The 20350-nt window shown below is 40.0% G+C and carries 14 protein-coding genes; 3 read left to right on the top strand and 11 right to left on the bottom strand.

Translation table 11 applies throughout. The annotated features are described in order from the left end of the window. Positions 1-489: 489 nt before the first annotated feature. Positions 490-1797 carry a phosphate regulon sensor histidine kinase PhoR gene (gene phoR / locus AC0VZ4_RS03590; RefSeq protein WP_475440932.1) on the bottom strand — a complete coding sequence of 436 codons (1308 nt, stop codon included), beginning with the start codon at positions 1795-1797 and terminating at the stop codon, positions 490-492. Between the two features lie 199 nt (positions 1798-1996). After that, a complete protein-coding gene (gene phoB, locus AC0VZ4_RS03585) occupies positions 1997-2686 on the bottom strand; it encodes a phosphate regulon transcriptional regulator PhoB (protein WP_006791869.1) in 690 nt (229 codons plus the stop codon). A 908-nt stretch (positions 2687-3594) separates the two neighbouring features. On the opposite strand from phoB, the gene AC0VZ4_RS03580 reads away from it, so the two are divergent. Then, positions 3595-4773, top strand: a complete 1179-nt coding sequence (locus tag AC0VZ4_RS03580; protein WP_475440808.1) for an IS4 family transposase — start codon at positions 3595-3597, stop codon at positions 4771-4773. Positions 4774-4954: 181 nt separating this feature from the next. Here the strand turns inward: AC0VZ4_RS03580 and fba are convergent, their stop codons facing one another. The 3 genes from fba to epd form a co-directional block, all read right to left on the bottom strand. After that, positions 4955-6019 (bottom strand): class II fructose-bisphosphate aldolase, encoded by a 1065-nt coding sequence (gene fba, locus AC0VZ4_RS03575; RefSeq protein WP_475440931.1) that lies wholly within the window; start codon positions 6017-6019, stop codon positions 4955-4957. 201 nt (positions 6020-6220) lie between these two features. After that, positions 6221-7396, bottom strand: a complete 1176-nt coding sequence (locus tag AC0VZ4_RS03570) for a phosphoglycerate kinase (protein ID WP_007377492.1) — start codon at positions 7394-7396, stop codon at positions 6221-6223. A 64-nt stretch (positions 7397-7460) separates the two neighbouring features. Then, positions 7461-8477, bottom strand: coding sequence for an erythrose-4-phosphate dehydrogenase (gene epd, locus AC0VZ4_RS03565; RefSeq protein ID WP_002961528.1), 1017 nt, complete (start codon positions 8475-8477; stop codon positions 7461-7463). A 286-nt stretch (positions 8478-8763) separates the two neighbouring features. Here epd and tnpC point away from each other — a divergent pair, with 286 nt between their 5' ends. Beyond that, complete coding sequence (tnpC, locus tag AC0VZ4_RS03560; RefSeq protein WP_475439674.1) at positions 8764-10203, top strand: IS66 family transposase; 1440 nt, start codon at positions 8764-8766, stop codon at positions 10201-10203. Positions 10204-10212: 9 nt separating this feature from the next. On the opposite strand, the gene AC0VZ4_RS03555 is transcribed toward tnpC, so the two are convergent. The 6 genes from AC0VZ4_RS03555 to AC0VZ4_RS03530 form a co-directional block, all read right to left on the bottom strand. Next, positions 10213-10875, bottom strand: coding sequence for a peroxiredoxin-like family protein (locus tag AC0VZ4_RS03555; RefSeq protein ID WP_475440930.1), 663 nt, complete (start codon positions 10873-10875; stop codon positions 10213-10215). A gap of 79 nt (positions 10876-10954) precedes the next feature. Then, a complete protein-coding gene (locus AC0VZ4_RS03550) occupies positions 10955-11689 on the bottom strand; it encodes an SIMPL domain-containing protein (protein ID WP_475440929.1) in 735 nt (244 codons plus the stop codon). Between the two features lie 138 nt (positions 11690-11827). Further along, the gene (locus tag AC0VZ4_RS03545; RefSeq protein WP_475440928.1) at positions 11828-12451 is read right to left on the bottom strand and encodes a 3'-5' exonuclease; all 624 of its coding nucleotides are present in this window, start codon (positions 12449-12451) and stop codon (positions 11828-11830) included. A 15-nt stretch (positions 12452-12466) separates the two neighbouring features. Then, positions 12467-14305: a DUF294 nucleotidyltransferase-like domain-containing protein gene (locus AC0VZ4_RS03540; RefSeq protein WP_475440927.1), complete on the bottom strand. Its 1839-nt coding sequence runs from the start codon at positions 14303-14305 to the stop codon at positions 12467-12469. Between the two features lie 104 nt (positions 14306-14409). After that, positions 14410-16134: a sodium:solute symporter family protein gene (locus tag AC0VZ4_RS03535; protein WP_475440926.1), complete on the bottom strand. Its 1725-nt coding sequence runs from the start codon at positions 16132-16134 to the stop codon at positions 14410-14412. A 10-nt stretch (positions 16135-16144) separates the two neighbouring features. Next, positions 16145-16408: a DUF4212 domain-containing protein gene (locus AC0VZ4_RS03530; protein ID WP_007377498.1), complete on the bottom strand. Its 264-nt coding sequence runs from the start codon at positions 16406-16408 to the stop codon at positions 16145-16147. Positions 16409-16820: 412 nt separating this feature from the next. Here AC0VZ4_RS03530 and AC0VZ4_RS03525 point away from each other — a divergent pair, with 412 nt between their 5' ends. Further along, a complete protein-coding gene (locus tag AC0VZ4_RS03525; RefSeq protein WP_475440925.1) occupies positions 16821-20261 on the top strand; it encodes a PAS domain-containing hybrid sensor histidine kinase/response regulator in 3441 nt (1146 codons plus the stop codon). Positions 20262-20350 lie beyond the last annotated feature (89 nt).

Raw genomic sequence — 20350 nt, 5'->3', positions numbered from 1 at the left:
AGTAGATGACAGTTAGATTGCTATTAAGTGACACTTTTATGACTTTGATTTTTATACCAATTCGCTTAATTCGTTGTTCTACTTTGAGATAAGAAAGTGGTGTTGATAACAAGGCAAAAAGTTCGTTATTTAGTTGTTATATATAAGAAATTTTTAACGCAGCTAGCACCAGGTTTAATCCCTCAAATTGATTAAGTATTATTGCGAATTAGTATTAGGGCATGTTGTTCTTTATGGATTGAAATTTGCTCAATCTAGGGGCGATTAAATCGCGGCGCGAGATTTGTAACCTAGTGAGCTAAGTAAAAACCGAGCAACTAAGCGTTAATCCTCCCTAGAAAGAACCCTTTGGGCAGCGCATGTTTGGTATTTATGCTGCGTTATCGCCTATTTATGGGGAATAACCACACTACATAGGCTCTGGCTTGCCTAAAAACCAAACATACTACTGCAAACTCAACCACTAAATATCAGCACGCCCTAGTATAATTACTTAGCCAACGGAACTATCTTATCGATTGAAAAATCAAAAGAAAAACATGAACCTTTGCCTATTTCACTGCGAATATTTAATTTGCTATCGTGGCGCGTTAGTACATGTTTTGTGATCGCAAGGCCTAAACCCGATCCCCCTGTTGTTCTGCTTCGTGCTTTATCTACCCGATAGAAGCGCTCCGTTAAACGATTAATATGCTCTGGCGCAATACCATCACCATTATCGGTAACACTAAAACAAGCACGATCACCTTTATGCTGCCAGCATACCTGTACTTTGCCGCCAGCTTTGGTGTAATGAATAGCGTTAAAAACGAGATTAGAAAACGCGCTACGTAGTTCATCCTCAGAGCCTTTAATATCTAAAGTCGCATCAATATCAAAAACAAGTTCATGACCTTTATCCTGATTAATTGATTGTCCTTCGGTTTGAATGTAACCAAGCAACTTCGGAACATTAATTGCTTTATCGTTATCTTGACGCCTAGCACCTTCTATTCGCGAAAGTGATAATAACTGGCTAACCAAGCTATCCATGCGCTTACATTGCTCAAGCATCGTTTTTTGTGCCTTGCCCCACATTGCTGGCGGCGGCATCATATCGCCATCCATCATTTCAAGATAGCCAGATACCACTGTAAGCGGCGTACGTAGTTCATGTGATACATTGGCTACAAAGTCTTTACGCATTTGTTCAAGCTGCTTTAAACGTGTTACATCACGCACAACGACCATTAGCTGTGTACTTGCATATGGCATAACCCTAAATTCAAGTACTTGCTCAACCGCATGTCCATTATCAAGCTCAAGGGCATCATCAAATTCACCTTTGTGCATGTATTTAGCAAACTTAGGTTCGCGAATTAAGTTATCAAGGCGCTGACCGTGATCAGTTGGCCACTGCAGGCCAAGCACCTTAAGTGCTAGTTGATTACACCACACAATACTTAAATCATTTTGCAGTACCACAACAGCATCAGGTACAGCTTCTGCCCCATCGCGAAAGCGCCGAATTAAATCAGCAAGCTCATTACGCTTTTTACGATTGCGGTGCTGTAGATGATAAATGCCTTCGAATACTTGTTCCCACGCACCTTCGCCCTCGGGTGGATTAAAGCTGCGTTGATTAAGTAGCCAATCGCTCAAGCGATAAAGCTGATGATAGTGCCAAATAAGGAGGGAAAAAGATCCTAAAAATAAAAGCAAAAATGGCGCGCCAACCAGCACACCAATTAATAGTAAAGGTAAAAAATAGATAAACAGACGTTTTACTAACGCCTGCTTATTAACAACTCGATACATACACTCACTTTACCTTAGAGTAGTAATACACACGCACGTTATACCAACTGGCTTATAAATGGGGTCTATTTAACGATAAGGAAATTGCGCTATAACTAAGCAAAAATTTTATTTCTAGTTGTGTTCTAAATAAAATTTTTAACAACGTTATAGAGTTATTTAACTCGTTAAATTGTTCAAATATTTATGCAATTTGGTATTACAGCTTACTTGAAAAACGATACCCAGCACCACGTACAGTTTGCACCAAACGGTCATGTCCAAGTGGGCCAATTGCTTTACGCAGGCGACGAATATGCACATCAACCGTACGATCTTCGACGTAAACGTTAGTTCCCCATACATGATCAAGCAGTTGTTCACGGCTATAAACACGCTCTGGGTGGGTCATAAAAAAGTGTAGCAATCTAAATTCGGTTGGCCCCATATCAAGCTCGTTACCTTCAGAGGTAACACGGTGAGAAATAGGATCTAAGCGCAGGCCATGTACTTCAATAGCTTCCTCTAATGAGGTTGGCGATACACGGCGAATAACTGCTTTAATACGCGCCATAAGCTCTTTAGGGGAAAACGGCTTAGTGACGTAATCGTCAGCACCTACTTCAAGACCGCGTACTTTGTCTTCTTCTTCGCCACGGGCTGTAAGCATAATAATTGGGATTTGGCGGGTATGTTCATTTTGCTTAAACTTTTTCGCAATTTGAATACCGCTGCCACCTGGCAACATCCAATCAAGTAAAACCATGTCTGGATAAGGTTCAACCATAGCTGCAATTGCAGAGTCATAATCTTCTGCTTCAATCGCCTGAAATCCATTTTGCTCTAAAACAAAAACCAGCATCTCCCTGATAGGAGCTTCGTCATCTACGACTAGTACTTTACGTGACATTCCAATTTATCTCTTACGCTATCGAATTAGTTTTCATTATTATGACTAAGTATGACATTTTTATGAAAGTGTAACGTGTAAATTAAAATGGTGGTAAAAAAAACACAAATTAGTGATAAATAACCTCATTAACGTCATATTTTTAAAACCTTTTTAATATTTAACGCAATAAAAAGAGGTTTACGATAGATTTATAAAATATTTAACTTTGACACTACCTGCTTTTTTGTGATTATTTAAATAACACCTAACTAACTGGGATCATTATTTTACTAACCAATGTTTTTTTCAGATCAGCGACTTAAAAGTAACCTTAAAGCCATTTCAAAATCAGCAAACCCGCCTGTGCAACCATCAATACGTTTAAAAATAGATCTAAATTTTACTAAGCCTTAAATAAAGGATCAGATTTTTACCAAGCCGATCACCCCTCAGATCAGAGTTGTACTTAGTCAAAGCTATAAGTTGTTGATTGTTTATACAAATAAATAATGATCAGATTATTTCAAAGCCTAAAACAGCGTCAAAGTGTACTTTTCTTAGTAAAATAATGATCCAAAAATAGCTGTGTTAGTAAATGCGTGATCCCAAAGTACGGTGTTGGTAATACAGTGATCTGATTAATAAACCGTAATCTGCAATATAAAAAGGGCTAACATTAAAAAAGCCAGTAACAAAGTTACTGGCTTAGGGCCTGTTGACCTTTCAGGATTAAAATTTGTTCAATCTAGGGGCGATTTAATCGCGGCGTGAGGTTTGTAACCTAGCGGGCTAAGTAAAAACCGAGCAACAAAGAGTAAATTGCCCCTAGGCAGAACCCTTCGGGCTGACGAATCCCCAAAACGTGACAGGCACAGCAATTTATGATCTTATGTAAATCACCACAACCCACATAAGTCACAACTGCTATGCCTGACACATCAGTTTGCCATAAGTACTTTAAACATGCATTAGCGCCATTCAATAATGCCAGAGTAAAAACATTACTAAGCTGCAGTAATGCATTAATTTCGGGCAATAAACTTACCTTAACTGAAATCGGCAGAAATTTGTCTGGCGCTGTGGATGTAAAACATAAAATAAAACGCGTTGATCGCTTCTTAAAAAATACTCACCTCTACAATGAAAGGGTCGCTATCTATAAAGCATTAGCTCATCCTATTATCGACTCTTTACCAATGCTTGCAATTGCCGTTGACTGGAGCGGTGCCTGTGGTCACGACTATCACTTACTGCGAGCAAGCTTACTTGTGGATGGGCGCTCTATCGTGATTTATAACATGATTGTTGAGCAGAAGAATTTTGATAGCCCAGCAACCAACAGCCTGTTTTTAGATGAACTTTATGAAGTGCTTGGACGACATCCTAGTGTCTATATTGTAACAGACGGCGGCTTTCTTACGCCTTGGTATAGTAAAGTACGCGAACTTGGTTGGCATATGATAGGTCGATTAAGAGGCTCAATGAAGTGTAAACTAGCCATGCAATCACAATGGCATACATTAAAACAACTTAGGGCTGGTGCCAGCGATATACCAAAGGCGTTAGGTCAAGCAAGACTAACTCAGTCCAGCCCGACAGCATGCGATACATTTTTACACGTATATCATGGAAAAAATAAAGGAAGAAAAGGAAAAAGCAGATTTACGAAAGATACAAAAATGTATCAAAACTTAGCGAAAGAGCCATGGTTACTCGCGACATCAGACAATACAATGACGAGTAAGCGAGTAGTTGGTTTATATAGTAAAAGAATGCAAATAGAGCAAAATTTCCGCGATGACAAAAGTTTGAGATATGGTTTTTCGTGGCGTTTTAGTAAAAGCACCGGCATAAATAGAATAGGAATATTATGCTTGATAGCCACAATAGCGAGCACTGCGTTATGGTTTATAGGGTGTGAAGCAGAAAAAAGAAAGTGGCATATAAAATTTCAAGCAAATAGTGTTAAGAATCGCCGAGTTCTTTCATTTTTAACCTTAGCCAAGCAAGTCATAAAGCTATGTAAGAGACGTATTACACAAAGCTATATAGAAAAAAGTTTAAAAAACTTTATTTTTAATTATCAAAAAGAGGCCGCTGGATAAAGTGGGGATCCCTCAGCCCTTCGGGCAGCGCATGTTTGGCATTTATTCCACGTTATCGCCTATTTATGGGGAATAACCACACTTCATAGGCTCTGCCTTGCCTAAATACCAAACATACTGCTGTAAATTTAACCTCGAAAGATAAACAGGCCCTAATAATGATCAATTATAAATTGATCGATTATCTAATTTTAGGGTCTAGCTCACCGCTTAAATATTTAAGGTGCATTTCATCAAGTGAAATTGGCTTAATTTTACTCGCCTGACCAGAGGTACCAAACGAGTTATAGCGTGCAACACAAATCTCTGTCATTGCTTTAGTTGCTTCAGCTAAGTATTTACGAGGATCAAAGTTAGATGGGTTTAACGCCATGTGACGGCGAATTGCACCGGTAGAAGCTAAACGTAAATCAGTATCAATATTTACCTTACGAACACCAAACTTAATGCCTTCAACAATCTGTTCAACTGGCACACCATAAGTTTCTGGAATTTCGCCACCATACTGATTAATAATTTCTAACCACTCTTGTGGAACCGAAGATGAACCATGCATCACTAAGTGCGTGTTAGGAATACGTGCATGAATCGCTTTAATGCGGTCAATCGCTAAAATGTCATCTGTTGGTGGGCGCGTAAATTTATAGGCACCGTGCGAAGTACCACATGCAATTGCAAGTGCGTCAACGTGTGTTTTATTTACAAAGTCAGCCGCTTCTTCAGGATCTGTTAGCATTTGCTCAGTGGTTAATATGCCTTCTGCGCCAACGCCATCTTCTTCGCCAGCTTCACCTGTTTCAAGTGAACCAAGTACACCTAGCTCGCCTTCAACCGATACGCCACAGGCATGCGCCATAGCAACAGTTTCACGCGTTACTTCTACATTGCATTCGTAGCTTGAAGGAGTTTTACCGTCGCTCATTAACGAGCCATCCATCATTACTGATGAAAAACCAAGCTGAATTGAACGCTGACATACACCTGGCGATGTGCCGTGATCTTGGTGCATAACAACGGGGATATGTGGCCATTCTTCAACAGCTGCTAAAATCATATGACGAATAAATGGAGCACCAGCATAAGCACGTGCGCCCGCTGATCCTTGCACGATTACTGGGCTGTTTGTTTTGTCAGCCGCTTCCATTATTGCGCGCATTTGCTCTTGGTTATTAACGTTAAAAGCTGGAACGCCGTAACCATACTCTGCTGCATGATCTAAAAGTTGTCGCATACTGATTAAAGCCATTGGGTATTCTCCAATTTATCGATAGCAGTTCCCTACCATCTAGTTTGAACGGATGTGTTAGTTTGGCGTTATAACAACGCCACGAAAAACCACTGCTTTACAGTAAAATTCCGTCAAAATTAATTATTAAATTAGGGTGAGAGGTATTTAATAATTAATTGTTGGCGAGGGTTTCCCCTCACCTTACACGGCTAAATAAATTTATTTAGCGCGCGACTCTAGCATTTCAACTGCTGGAAGTTTTTTGCCTTCTAAAAACTCTAAGAACGCACCACCACCAGTAGAAATATAAGAAACTTTATCGGCAATGCCGTATTTATCGATTGCGGCTAAGGTATCACCACCACCCGCAATCGAAAACGCATTTGAGTTAGCAATTGCTTGTGCAATAGCACGAGTGCCATTACCAAACTGGTCAAACTCGAACACGCCTACTGGACCATTCCATACAACAGTGCCCGCATTTGCAATAATTTTTGCAAGCTTACTCGCTGTATCAGGACCAATATCAAAAATCATATCGTCGCTTGTTACTTCGCTTACATCTTTAAGCGTAGCTACAGCAGATTCAGAAAACTCATTACCAACAACTACGTCAGTCGGTACCGGAATTTCACCATTATTAGCAATCGCTGCTGCACATAAACGGTTCGCTTCATCCATTAAATCAGGTTCGTAAAGCGATTTACCAACTGGGCTACCTGATGCAGCAATAAAGGTATTTGCAATACCGCCACCGGTAACTAATTGATCAACAATTTTAGAGAGTGAATCTAAAACGGTTAATTTAGTTGAAACTTTAGAGCCACCTACAATCGCCACTAATGGACGAGCGGGGTTATCAAGTGCCTTGCCTAATGCTTCTAGCTCAGCCGATAACAGCGGACCTGCACATGCCACATCAGCAAATAAGCCAACGCCATGGGTAGATGCTTGTGCACGGTGAGCCGTACCAAATGCATCCATTACATATACATCACACAGTGCTGCTAGTTGCTTAGATAGCGCTTCGTCGTTTTTCTTCTCGCCTTTGTTAAAGCGTACATTTTCAAAAACAACCACTTCGTTATCAGCAATATCAACACCGTTTAGGTAATCTTTTTCTAAACGTACAGTTTGCTCTAGGGCATCGTTTAAGTAATCAGCTACAGGTGCAAGCGAAAACGCTTCATCGTATTCCCCTTCCGTAGGACGGCCAAGGTGTGACATAACCATTACTTTAGCGCCTTTCTCAAGGGCTAGTTTAATAGTAGGTAGTGCTGCACGAATACGCGCATCTGACGTCACTTTACCTGCTTTAACTGGTACATTTAAATCTTCACGAATTAATACGCGTTTGCCGTTTAAATCTAAATCTACCATTTTTATGACCGACATGAACATCTCCTTAGTTAACGATACTGAACCTGAAAAATACGTTTAAAATTATTATATTAATAAATTACTTATTCACTGCCATCATAGCACGCGCGGTGTCGAGCATACGATTAGCAAAACCCCATTCGTTATCACACCATACTAATAATTTTATCAGTCGTTTGTGACTAACACGTGTTTGTGTGCCATCAATAATACAAGAATGTGGGTCGTGATTAAAATCAACCGATACAAGCGGCTCTTCGGTATAACTTAAAATACCTTCTAAGCGGTCTTTTGCTTGTGCTTTAAGTGCATTATTTACTGCGTTTAAATCTACATCGGTATTAACCGTTACACTTAAATCCATTGCCGTTACATTTATAGTCGGAACTCGTACGGCAATTGCCTCAAAACGACCTTTAAACTTAGGTAAAATACGGTCTATACCACGGGCAAGCTTTGTATCAACTGGAATAATTGATTGGCTTGCAGCGCGAGTACGGCGTAAATCATGATGATAACCATCAATCACTTGTTGATCGTTCATCGACGCATGAATCGTTGTAATAGCGCCCGACTCAATACCAAATGCATCATCTAATACTTTAATAACCGGCACAACACAGTTAGTTGTACACGAGCCGTTAGACACAATTGTATGCTCGCTTTTAAGCTCATCGTCGTTAATACCATACACAATAGTGGCATCAACATCGTTATCGGCCGGATGTGAAAACAACACCTTTTTAGCGCCTGCTGTAATATGTAACTGCGCATGTTCGCGCGAGTGATAAACACCTGTACATTCAAGTACAACGTCTACATCGAGCGTTTGCCAAGGTAATTCAATTGGGTTTTCTTCACAAAAAAGTGCAATGGTATCGCCTGCAACACTAATGGTGTCTTCACCAAGTTTTACAGGAAAAGAAAAACGACCGTGGGATGTGTCGTATTTTAATAAATGAGCAATAGCTTCAGGGTCAGCAAGTTCGTTAATCGCAACAATTTTTATATCGTCGCTCAAACCAGACTCGTATAACGCGCGGACAATATTTCGACCAATACGACCAAAACCATTAATTGCAAGTTTGATTGCCATGAAATATAAAATCCACTCTTTTAGCGTGCAGATAAAGGCAATATGCCTTTTAGATGGCTGTATTGTAATCGACCTTGCATCTGATTATAAGAGGGAAGCATTAGAAACTTTAAATTAAGAGAAAAGAGCTTAGGCATTGCAAGCTCTTCGAGAGTTCTGACTTTTTAAATTAAGTTTTTTAGTAACTATTCACCATGGTAAATTATTTTCAAAGGATCTTTTTTAACTATTGACCGATCCCGCCAGTATGCCAAGCTAGGGCTATGACCTAATAGCCCTAGCTTCAATGAATTTAAACAGCATCAACATCGACGAAATCGTTGAGAAAACCAAAGCTCAATTACAAGAAGGTAAAACTCTCACGCCTGCGCTGAAGATGTCTATTGAACTCATTCTGGTTGTCGTTGTTATGTTAGCAAGTAAATTAGGACTTAACAGTAACAATAGCAGTATCCCGCCATCAAAAGACATCAACCGAAAAAAACAAAACAAAGAGAAATCAGCCAAGTCAGCGGGTGGTCAAAAAGGCCGTGCAGGTAAAACACTAACCCAAACACAGACGCCTGATGAGATCAAAATCATCCTAGTTGAACGTGATTTTTTACCGAAAGGTCACTACCGTGAAATTGGCTTTCAAAAACGACAGGTTGTCGATATAGATATCAGGAAAGTGGTCACTGAATACCAAGCACAAATTCTGGAAAATGAGCAAGGTAAGCGTTTTATTGGTGAATTTCCAGAAGACGTTAACAGTCCTATTCAATATGGGGTTGGTGTAAAAGCCCATGCAGTTTACCTATCCCAATATCAATTACTCCCTTACAACCGCATTGAAGAATATTTTTGTGATCAACTCGGTATTCCAATCAGTGCGGGTAGTTTATTTAACTTTAATGAACAAGCAGCGGCCTTGGTAAAGTCCTCCGGCGCAGAAGCCGCGCTCAAGAAAGCCCTGAAAACGACTTATCAAGCCTTACACGTTGATGAAACGGGGATTAATATAGGTGGTAAACGACGATGGCTTCATGGTGCATCAACGACGTGGTGGACGTATTTTTACCCGCATGAGAAAAGAGGGAAAATAGCGATGGATGACGCCGATATTTTACCTCACTTTACTGGGGTACTATGCCACGACCACTGGAAACCGTATTATCAATATACACAGTGCCAACATGCCTTGTGTAATGCACATCATATCCGAGAGTTAGAAAGGGCATGGGAGCAAGACGGTATGCAATGGGCAAAGGATTTGCAAACCCTACTGACTGAAATCAATAAACATCAAATAGATAACCCCGAGCTAGATGCAGACACAAAAGCTCACTATATAGAGAAATATCAACAAATATTGGCTCAAGGTGACATTAAATGCCCTCCACCGGATAGAAACAGCCGAGTAAAAGGCCAGCGAGGCAGATTGAAACGAACAAAGTCTAGAGCGTTGTTAGAGCGGTTAAGAGATTATCAAGATGATGTCTTACGGTTCATGACGGAAACAGCGGTGCCTTTTAGCAACAACCAAGGTGAGAATGATATTAGGATGACCAAGGTTCATCAAAAGATATCTGGGTGCTTCAGAAGCATGCAAGGTGCAGAGATGTTTTGTTTAATCAGAAGCTACCTCTCGACTTGCAGAAAACAGCATGTATCAGCAAGCCTAGCCCTTGAATTACTCTTCAAAAATCAGTTACCTGATATATTTATTGAAAATGTGGCTGAATAGTTACGTTTTTTATACTAAATTTTTTAAAGCGTTAATTATATCTTCTGGCTCAGAACGAGTACGATAATCAACATCAACATAACGCCAAGTCACTTTACCTTGTTTATCTAAAACAAAGGTGGCAGGGATCGGTAAAACACTACTATTGCCATTGTTAACCGACTCTAAATCTAGGCCTCGGTCTACTCGCATATGCTCTAGTAAAAATGTGGGTACTTTCCATGCTACGCCGTAGCTTGCTGCTACATCTGCATTTTGATCACTCAGCACTAAAAAATCCATGTTACTTATTTCATCGTCACTAAGTGAGCCATCGGGTACTTGCGGGCTAATAGCCACCAATTGTGCGCCTAATGCGTGAACTTCAGGTAAACGTGCTTGAAGCGCTTTGAGCTGTAAATTGCAGTACGGACACCAACTTCCACGATAAAAAGTAACAACCACAGGCCCTTTAGCAAGTAACTCGGTTAACTGCACCGATTGACCATGTTGATTTGGTAACTCAAAACTTGGTGCGCTTTGGTTTAAATCAAGTGCATTAGCACCTTGTTGAAACGCTTTTGCTTGTGCAATCGTTTCATCTACACCTTTCATAAAATCAGGATTACCTTTACGCCCTGCTGCTATTTTTGCCTCAGTTTGTGCTTTTAACGTGCTATTTTTATCGCTCATAATATAGCTACTTTTAAATTAATCAAAAACTTAAAGCCAGCTTACATTATGAAAATGTATTTGAAATGAAAATTTTAACTTAATCATTTACTTCTAAATCAAATACCACGTTTATTGATGATTTAAATGTAATAGTTTCTTGCAGGTATCTACCTTGCTCAAATGGATTTCTAGTAACTTTAGAACCGCTCACAACTATTCGCTCAAAATCATCTACGCCATAACCATAACTTGAACGGTTAGAATTTGAATTAATGCTGTAAATTTTTCCAAGCTCTGCGCCAAATGCTTTGGCAAGCTTACCCCCTTTAACTATAGCGTTATCTATTGCGCCTTGTGTTGCTTGTGCTTTTAACTGCGCGGCTTTTGAAGACATAAGCTCAATATTCGTCAGTTCATTAATTTTTACACTTAGTGCAAAATCGATAAAATCATTCAACTTTTCAAAATTTCTTAATGTTACTTTAAGTGTTCTTGTTGCCACAAATCCTGCATTAATCATTGTGCCACTCTCAACATTAAACTTGTCGTCATCATTGTAAGTTAACAGGCTTGTAGCAGAAACATCCGTCTCCTTAACACCGTACTTGCTTAATCCTTTAAGTAACAAATTTACTCGATCATCAACATCACGTTTAGCATCAAGTGATTTGTCTTTAAAGCTTATTACTTCAAAAGAAATCTTAGCCATATCGGGCTTTGCTAATACCTCTGCAGTACCCTGCACTGCAATATGGCGATTAGCAGGCAAGCTTGAATTAGCAAAAGTGATAAGTGGGAATAAGGTTAAGAAAATAGTAGTGATGAGTTTCATGTTCGTTCCTTGAAGTAATTAGTAAATAATGATTACGTAACTGTACCTATAGTTATACGGATAACAATAAAAGTAAACTGCTCTTTATTGTAGGCGGGAGTTTATCTCGCGCGGCATAAAGCCCAACCTACAGCCAACCTACGTCAACTCGCCTACTTTTAACTCTTTGCCACGGCTTATTTGATGGCATTGAGCTAGCAGTAACTCGGCGGTCGCTTGTGCATCGGTTAATGCGTGGTGGCAATGATAGCTTGGTAACTCATAACGTGTGCGGCAAGCATTAAGGGTTAAATCATCTTGTTTTATTTCAGATGAATGGTTGAGTAAGCGCTTTTTCTCGATGTGAAGGGTGTCGAGTATCAGTTTAGGCCGCGTTGTTATATTGGCATTTTTTAAGGCTATTTTTAAAAACCCCCAATCGAGCATGGCATTATGAAACACTAAAATACAGTCGCTAAAATGGCAGCTCAATTGCGTTAATATACTGCACAAGCTCTGTCCTTTTGTTATAGCATCGTCGCTAATCCCATGAAAAACAGGGCTTTGTTCGAGGCTTATAACGTCTTTATTGATAATATGCTGCGACTCACTCATTTTTATACATTGATTATCTATTACCACCCACGCTACCGATACAATTTCGTGCTGTTTTGCATCAAGGCCAGTGAGCTCTAAATCAATCACTAAGTAACGCTGTTGCAAGGCATTTTTGCCTAGTAATTTACGGCGCTTTAAGTACCGAGTGAGCAGCTTTTTTACCATGTTAGTAATCCATCATTATAAACTGCCGCGAGCAAACTTAAACGCAGCAGCTTGCTGCGCTTGTTTAACAAGGTAAAACGCTTCTTTTAGTTGATGGCGCTCTAGTGAGTTTAATTTATTAGGATTAATACAATTACTTGGTAAACCTTCTTCGTTTATTTGTGTACTCAAACGAAGCTGCGTTAAAAACCGCCAGCAATCTTTTAGGTTGTATATATCTTCTTTGCTAAGCAATTTATGTTTGAGCAGTGCCTCTAGTCGCTCTTGGGTATTGGCGCGCTTAATACCCGCTTTTAAAGCGTATAACCGCACTATGTCATTTATAATTACGACACCGCGTTTTTTTAAATCTATGTATTTATTATTTTCATCGGTTTTTTCGGTTTTAAATTTATTAAATAAACCAATTGGCACGCTGTTACTACTTATGTCGGTTGCCATTGCAGCATAGAATAAGTCGTTACGCGATATACGAATTAGCTGCTCGCAAAAAGCGGTGTATAAAGCGTTTGAACCTTCAATAAAGCGCAGGTCAAAAAATATTTTACAATTAAGCATCGCATCTGGTGTGGGGCTTTTTATCCATTTAAAAAAGCGCTCGCTCCAGTCATTTACGCTCATTCGGCACTCATCGCTGCTTGCCATAATATTACCTGGGCAACGCCTAATGCCGCATTCAACTAAGTTCTCACATACAAATTCCCCCATGCTTTTAAAGTAAGCTTGCTGATCATTGCTTAAGTCGTTAGGGAGTAATAAGCCGTTATCTTGATCCGAATGCAGAGTTTGCTCTTCGCGTGCTTGCGAGCCAAAGCAAATAAAACTAAAGCTGGTTGGCGCTGCGCCATGCTCTTCTTGAAATAAGTGAATAAGTCGCGATGTAAGCGCATCGGTTAATCCACTTAGTAATTTACCAATTAGCGATATGTCGTCAATGTTGTACGAAAAACCACGCAATAACTCGGGGATTTCTTTTGCATAGCGTTTTAAGTCAGTAATAGTGTGCGCTTTATAAATGCGCCCAATAAGCTGCACGGGGTCACTTTTTTGTTGGCGTAATAAGTCGGTGCTGGTTATCATTCCTATCGGTTTATGGTTTTCATCAAGAACCGGTAAGTGATGAATATTATGCTTAAGCATTAAGTGCAGCGCTGAAAACACTCGATTATTTTCAAATATAAACTTGGGCTTAGCGGTCATAATGCTGCTTACTGCATCTTGAGGGTTTACCTCATCGGCGAGTACGCGGTTACGTAAATCACGATCGGTAACCACGCCAACTAAATGTGCATGCTGCGTTATCATTATTGACGACACACCATGCTGTTTCATCTTTTTAGCGCTTTGCCTAATGCTTGCATCAGGCGCAAGCGTAATCGCTGTGCGTGCCATCAGCTCTGATATTTTACGCTCAGACCAGCTATCGTTTTTACTTTTATAATGCGATGACAACAACCGGTTAGCATGAGCGCGTACAAAGTATTGCTCAAACGATTTATATTCTCTGCGCAAAAAATCAAAATGCGTTTGAGAGAGCATATACACTATGCCCTCTTTTTGTACCGCTAAACGGTTTTGAATCGCTTCCCCCGTTAGTAACGACGGGAAGCCAAAGTAATCACCTTGTGCTAAACGCGTAACAACGTCGCCTTTAGCATCAACTAAATCATACAAACCAGAGCGAATTAAAAATAGTTTAGGGTTTTCACTTTGCAACCACTGAGTTTGATTTTCGCGGGTGAGGTAAATAATGTCGAGATGATTTACAAAATACTCGTATGCACTGCTATCAAGTAGGCTAAATGGTGCTTGCATGCAAACATATTGGGCTATTTCTTGTTGTTCTAAGCTCATCGTTGTGCTCATTAAAAAGTATACACAACACCAATGTACTCATTTTTTATACAAATAAAAAGCCCGACTTAAGTCGGGCTTTTTACGCTTTATTTTAAGTAACCTTAGTGATCGTGCGCTTCTGCCGATCCTTTAGGATTACGAATACCTTCTACCATTTCTTGAATTTCAACAGGTGTTGGTTGAGTAAATTTAAGAACAATTGCAGCAACTGCAAAGTTAATAATCATACCAATTAAGCCAATACCTTCAGGCGAAATACCTAAGAACCAATTTTCAGGGCTGTTTAGCTCTGGACTAACAAACTTGAAGAAGATGATATACGCAGCGGTAAAGCCTATACCCGTTACCATACCGGCAACAGCACCTTCGCGGTTCATTGTTTTAGAGAATATACCCATAATAATTGCAGGGAAGAAACTCGCAGCCGCCAAGCCAAAGGCAAATGCCACAACCGATGCCACAAATCCAGGCGGGTTAATACCAAAGTACGCGGAGATAACAATAGCAACCATGGCTGCCAACCTCGCTGCAAATAGCTCTTGCTTGTCGGTAATATCGGGCTTGAGGGTTCGCTTGAGTAAATCGTGCGAAACGGAGGTCGAAATAACCAGTAGTAAACCTGCTGTTGTAGATAATGCGGCGGCAATACCACCTGCTGCTACAAGTGCAATAACCCATGCTGGTAAGTTAGCAATTTCTGGATTTGCTAATACCATAATGTCGCGATCTACATTGACTTCGTTAGCACTGTTCGGATCGGTAATTTTACCCGCCGTGTAGAACATTTTGCCATCGCCATTTTTATCATCAAACGTAATTAATCCCGTACGTTCCCAATTTTTAATCCATGCAGGTGCTTCTGCGTAAGCTGTACCGCTACCGTCTTTACCATTAATGGTATCAACCATGTTTACTCGAGCAAAAGCTGCAACCGCAGGTGCTGTAGTATAAACAATCGCGATGAACACAAGAGTCCATGCGGCAGAAATACGCGTGTCTTTTACGCGAGGTACAGTGAAAAAGCGTACAATTACATGTGGTAAACCAGCAGTACCTACCATTAACGCACCAGTAATAGCGAACACGTCAATCATGCTCTTAGAGCCTTCGGTATATTGCGCAAAACCAAGTTCAGCGCTTAAGCCGTCTAGTTTATCAAGTACGTACACGCCGTCGCTGCCAATTAATGTGGCACCAAAACCGGTTTGTGGGAAAAAGTGACCCGTCATCATCATTGAGATGAAAATGGCTGGTACAAGGTAGGCAAATACAAGTACACAATATTGCGCTACCTGTGTATAGGTAATGCCTTTCATGCCGCCAAGTACCGCATAAAAGAATACAATCACCATACCGATGTAAACACCAGTTTCAATTTCTACTTCTAAAAAGCGTGAAAATACGACGCCTACGCCGCGCATTTGCCCTGCAATATAAGTAAAACAAATGAATATGGCACATACAATTGCCACTAAACGTGCGGTGCGTGAATAGTAACGGTCGCCAATAAAGTCAGGTACAGTAAACTTGCCGAATTTACGTAAGTAAGGCGCTAAACACATAGCTAATAGTACATAACCACCTGTCCACCCCATTAAGTAAACGCTGCCATCGTAACCTGCAAACGAAATAATACCCGCCATTGAAATAAACGACGCGGCGCTCATCCAATCAGCTGCTGTTGCCATACCATTAGCAAGAGGAGGTACGCCGCCGCCCGCGACATAAAATTCTTTAGTTGAACCCGCTCGGGCCCAAATTGCTATGCCGATATAAAGCGCAAAGCTTAAACCAACAATTAAAAACGTGAGTGTTTGAACATCCATTGCTTAGCTCCTATTCGTCTACGCCATATTTTTTATCTAACGTATTCATTTTGAAAACGTACACAAAAATCAAAGCAACAAAGGTATAAATCGCGCCTTGCTGGGCGAACCAGAAGCCAAGTTTAAACCCAAAAAAACGTACTTCATTAAGTACATCTACCAATAATATGCCAAAGCCAAAAGACACAATAAACCACACTGCTAATAGTTTAAATAACAGTGAAATATTTTCTGCCCAATAAGCTTTTGCTTGTTCTTCATCTTTAAAAGCCATTTTTATTTTCCCCTTTAAGCACCGCAATATCGCGATGAGTGGTTTTTTATCTTCACTTACCAATTTAGCAATGCTGTCTCAAGATTGAATTGCGACCATAGTCGTAACAGCTTATTAACGTTTACGTAAACTGTATAAAAACAACTAAACCTAAATAGCTCTTTTTGTTATTTTTCAGCCTGTTAAGGTTTTTAAGTTGAGTTTTAGGGTTATAAAGAAGCTAAGTACTAAATTAATGCGACATTAGTCTAATGCTATAAGTTATTTTATTTTTATCTTTAATATTCAAAAAGATAAAAACAAAACTAAAATTATGATTTAAATTCAACCCTCACACTTAACCTGAGTTCTGGTATTGTGTTAATCCCTCATAGGGTTGGGGCTATTTTAAATAATAAGGTTTAATAACAACATGACTGCCGTACTCATTATTGTTGCTTTAGGATATATAGGTGTGCTGTTTTGGCTGGCTAACTGGGGTGATAAAACGACGCCTTTAGCAAAACGCATTAGCCACCACCCTTTTGTTTACTCATTTTCATTAGGTATTTATTGTACTTCATGGACCTACTATGGGTCAGTAGGAACTGCGGCGACTAGTAGCTGGAGCTACTTACCTATTTTGCTTGGTCCTGCATTGTTGTTTTTTTTCGGACAAGGCTTTTTACGTAAATTAGTGTTGGTGAGTAAAAAACAAAACATAACCACTATTGCCGATTTCATCTCTGCTCGTTACGGTAAGCGCCAAACTACTGCAATTATGGTAACAGTTATCGCGTTACTGGCGACTATTCCTTATATCGCACTACAACTAAAAGCACTCAGTACCAGCTTTTTACTTTTGCAAAACAGTAATAAAATATCCGGCGATATGCTCGCGCTTTCTGCCACATTAATTATGGCTTTATTTGCTATATTTTTTGGTACGCGCAAAGTCGATGTAACCGAATATCACTCAGGCTTAATGCTTGCTGTTGCCTTTGAATCAATGATTAAACTTATTGCACTTATGGCTGTGGCAGGACTTGCCATATTCACACTATTTAATTTGCCCGAATCAACCTCAAGTAAAATCACCGAATCAATTTGGGATCACTGGAGCGATTTTAACTTTTTCAGTTTTAACTTTATTGGTCAGTCGTTAATGGCTGCAGCTGCCATTATATGCTTACCACGCCAATTTCATGTCACCGTTGTAGACAACCAAAATAAACGTCATTTATTTACTGCTCGCTGGGCTTTTCCTCTGTATTTGTTATTGACTGCTGCGATGATTTTACCCATTGCAACTGCCGCTATCCATCCTGAAATTGGCAGTGGTTATTCCCCCGACAGCTTTGTACTTGCCCTACCGTTAATTAACGACAATGCATTTTTAACCACTTTTGTATTTATAGGCGGGTTGTCTGCCGCCACCGCAATGATAGTGGTCGCAACACTTACATTAAGTACTATGATCTCAAATGATGTTGTATTGCCATTAATATTACGCCGTAAATTTAAACGTAACTTAATTACCACCAGCTACAAATCGCAAATTTTATTGGTAAGACGTTTTACCATTGCCGGTATTCTAATCTTGGCTTATTTTTATCAACAATGGTTTGGCCACAGCAGTGCATTGGCGAGTATGGGGCTAGTGGCATTTTCACTCGTTACGCAATTATTGCCCGCTATTGTTGGCGGTTTATACTGGCGAAAAGGTCATGCTTACGGTGTTTATGCTGGTTTAATAGCTGGCATTATTTGTTGGGTGCTATTTTTAATGCTACCTATTTTAGATGCAGGCAACACCTTAAATAGTGAATTACAACAAACACTCATAACACGCGGGACGCTCATTGCCTTATTTGCCAATATTGGTTGTTATATTAGCTTTTCATTAGGCGCAGAAGAGCGTCTAATCGATAAAATTCAAGCAGCTGCATTTGTTAACCCAAAAGATCAGGCTATCTTAGCAAGGCGTTTAAATAAAGACGTAAAAGCCACGGTTTACGATTTTAAAATACTACTGCAAACTTTTTTAGGTATTCAGCGTAGCCAACAAGTCCTCGCGCATTACGCATTGGCACATCATTTAAGTGATAACAACGCTCACCCTGAACCTGAATTTATTGCTTATTGTGAGCGTGCTCTTACGGGTGTGTTGGGCGCCTCATCGGCACAAGCATTAATACATACGGTATCGTCGGGTAAGCGCATGGCGTTTGAAGAGGTTGTAAACTTTTTTGACGAAACGACACAAGCACTGCAGTTTAATCAAAATTTATTGTTTACCTCGCTCGAAAATTTAAGTCATGGTATTTCAGTAGTCGATAAAGACTTAAAACTTGTTGCATGGAACAAACGCTATGGTGAAATGTTTGGCTACCCAGAGGGCTTTTTAGAAGTAGGCCAACATATTGAAGATATTATTAGGTACAACGCCAACCGTGGTGAATGTGGCCCAGGCGAAATAGAACGCCAAGTAGAAAAACGCGTGCAGCATTTAAAAAATGGCAGTTCCCATCATTTTATTCGCCACCGCCGTAACGGCCAAGTATTTGAGATGATTGGTAACCCACTACCTGATGGCGGTTTTGTTACTAGCTTTTCGGATATTACAAATCATATAAGCACACAAAATGCGCTTGAAGAAGTAAACATGGATCTTGAAAATCGCATAGAAGCACGTACCCAAGAAGTACAAACAATTAATAAAGACTTACAAGCACAAATAGACAGTCGCGTACAAACAGAGCAAGCACTTACTTTAGCCAAGCGTGAAGCAGAGCAAGCTAACGACAGTAAAACGCGATTTTTAGCGTTGGCAAGCCACGATATTTTACAGCCGCTTAATGCAGCGCGTTTATACCTTGCTGCTATTGACGAAAAGCAGCTCGATAGCACCAACCAAAATAACTTTGATAAATTGGGCGACAGCCTCGACTCAACCGTGCATTTAATGTCAGCTTTGCTCGAAATAGCCAAACTAGAACAAGGCGCGATGACCCCAACGCCTCGCCATTTTTGCATTGATGAAATTTTAGCGCCATTACAAAGCGAATACGCAATATTATCTAGTGATAAAGGGCTTAAACTAACGGTACGTTCAAATCAACAAATCGTACACAGCGACATAACCTATTTACGCCGAATTATTCAAAACTTGGTATCTAATGCCGTTAAGTACACTGACAAAGGCCGTGTATTAATTGCCTGTAGAAACCGTAAACACAACCTACTGATAGAAGTATGGGACACCGGCCCAGGTATTAGCGAAGTTGAACAAGCCAAAATATTTAACGACTTTTACCGTGTTGAATCAGGTGATAACAAAGGCGTTGGCTTAGGCCTTGGCGTAGTGAAACGAATGGCTGACTTACTTAGCTTGCCATTGCATGTTCGCTCAGAGCCCAATAAAGGCAGTCGCTTTAGTGTTGAAGTACCTTATGGCGATAAGCTGTTCGTACAGCAAAAAAACACTGCAAGTAGCCTAATAGAAAACCGCGCAGCAATTAATATAATAGCCGTAGACGACGACCCCGAAAATTTAGCCGCCATGGCGAGTTTACTTAAAAAATGGCAAGCTAATTACACACTATTTGATAACGTAGATAGTGTACTCACTTATGCTAAACAAAATGGCGCACCCGATGTTATTTTAATGGATTATCAACTAGGCAGTGACTGCGATGGAATAACACTAATTAAAACCCTGCGCGAAATTTGGCAAAGCCAAGTACCTGCTATTTTAATTACCGCTGTACGCGACACAGAGCTTAAACAAGAAACCAAAGCCGCTAATATTCATTATTTAAGTAAGCCAATTAAACCGGGCAAACTAAAAGCACTGCTTAATCACAGTACATAATAAGCGAGTAACAAGTGTTCTAGTTAAAAGCTATCTAGTAATCGAGTAAAACAAAAAGCCCAGTATCTTCACTGGGCTTTTTGTTTTAT

This window comes from Pseudoalteromonas sp. QJM3NY_22 (assembly GCF_056173065.1).
The sequence above is the reverse complement of the archived record's forward strand: the minus strand, read 5'-3'. Positions and strand labels throughout refer to the sequence as shown.

What these genes read in the sequence shown, in the direction of transcription:
- AC0VZ4_RS03580 (WP_475440808.1), top strand. Translation starts at nt 3,595, where the DNA reads ATGCCTGACACATCAGTTTGCCATAAGTACTTTAAACATGCATTAGCG.
- AC0VZ4_RS03530 (WP_007377498.1), bottom strand. Translation starts at nt 16,408, where the DNA reads ATGGCTTTTAAAGATGAAGAACAAGCAAAAGCTTATTGGGCAGAAAAT.
- phoB (WP_006791869.1), bottom strand. Translation starts at nt 2,686, where the DNA reads ATGTCACGTAAAGTACTAGTCGTAGATGACGAAGCTCCTATCAGGGAG.
- phoR (WP_475440932.1), bottom strand. Translation starts at nt 1,797, where the DNA reads ATGTATCGAGTTGTTAATAAGCAGGCGTTAGTAAAACGTCTGTTTATC.
- AC0VZ4_RS03540 (WP_475440927.1), bottom strand. Translation starts at nt 14,305, where the DNA reads ATGAGCTTAGAACAACAAGAAATAGCCCAATATGTTTGCATGCAAGCA.
- AC0VZ4_RS03545 (WP_475440928.1), bottom strand. Translation starts at nt 12,451, where the DNA reads ATGGTAAAAAAGCTGCTCACTCGGTACTTAAAGCGCCGTAAATTACTA.
- AC0VZ4_RS03550 (WP_475440929.1), bottom strand. Translation starts at nt 11,689, where the DNA reads ATGAAACTCATCACTACTATTTTCTTAACCTTATTCCCACTTATCACT.
- fba (WP_475440931.1), bottom strand. Translation starts at nt 6,019, where the DNA reads ATGGCTTTAATCAGTATGCGACAACTTTTAGATCATGCAGCAGAGTAT.
- AC0VZ4_RS03555 (WP_475440930.1), bottom strand. Translation starts at nt 10,875, where the DNA reads ATGAGCGATAAAAATAGCACGTTAAAAGCACAAACTGAGGCAAAAATA.
- AC0VZ4_RS03525 (WP_475440925.1), top strand. Translation starts at nt 16,821, where the DNA reads ATGACTGCCGTACTCATTATTGTTGCTTTAGGATATATAGGTGTGCTG.
- tnpC (WP_475439674.1), top strand. Translation starts at nt 8,764, where the DNA reads ATGAATTTAAACAGCATCAACATCGACGAAATCGTTGAGAAAACCAAA.
- epd (WP_002961528.1), bottom strand. Translation starts at nt 8,477, where the DNA reads ATGGCAATCAAACTTGCAATTAATGGTTTTGGTCGTATTGGTCGAAAT.
- AC0VZ4_RS03535 (WP_475440926.1), bottom strand. Translation starts at nt 16,134, where the DNA reads ATGGATGTTCAAACACTCACGTTTTTAATTGTTGGTTTAAGCTTTGCG.
- AC0VZ4_RS03570 (WP_007377492.1), bottom strand. Translation starts at nt 7,396, where the DNA reads ATGTCGGTCATAAAAATGGTAGATTTAGATTTAAACGGCAAACGCGTA.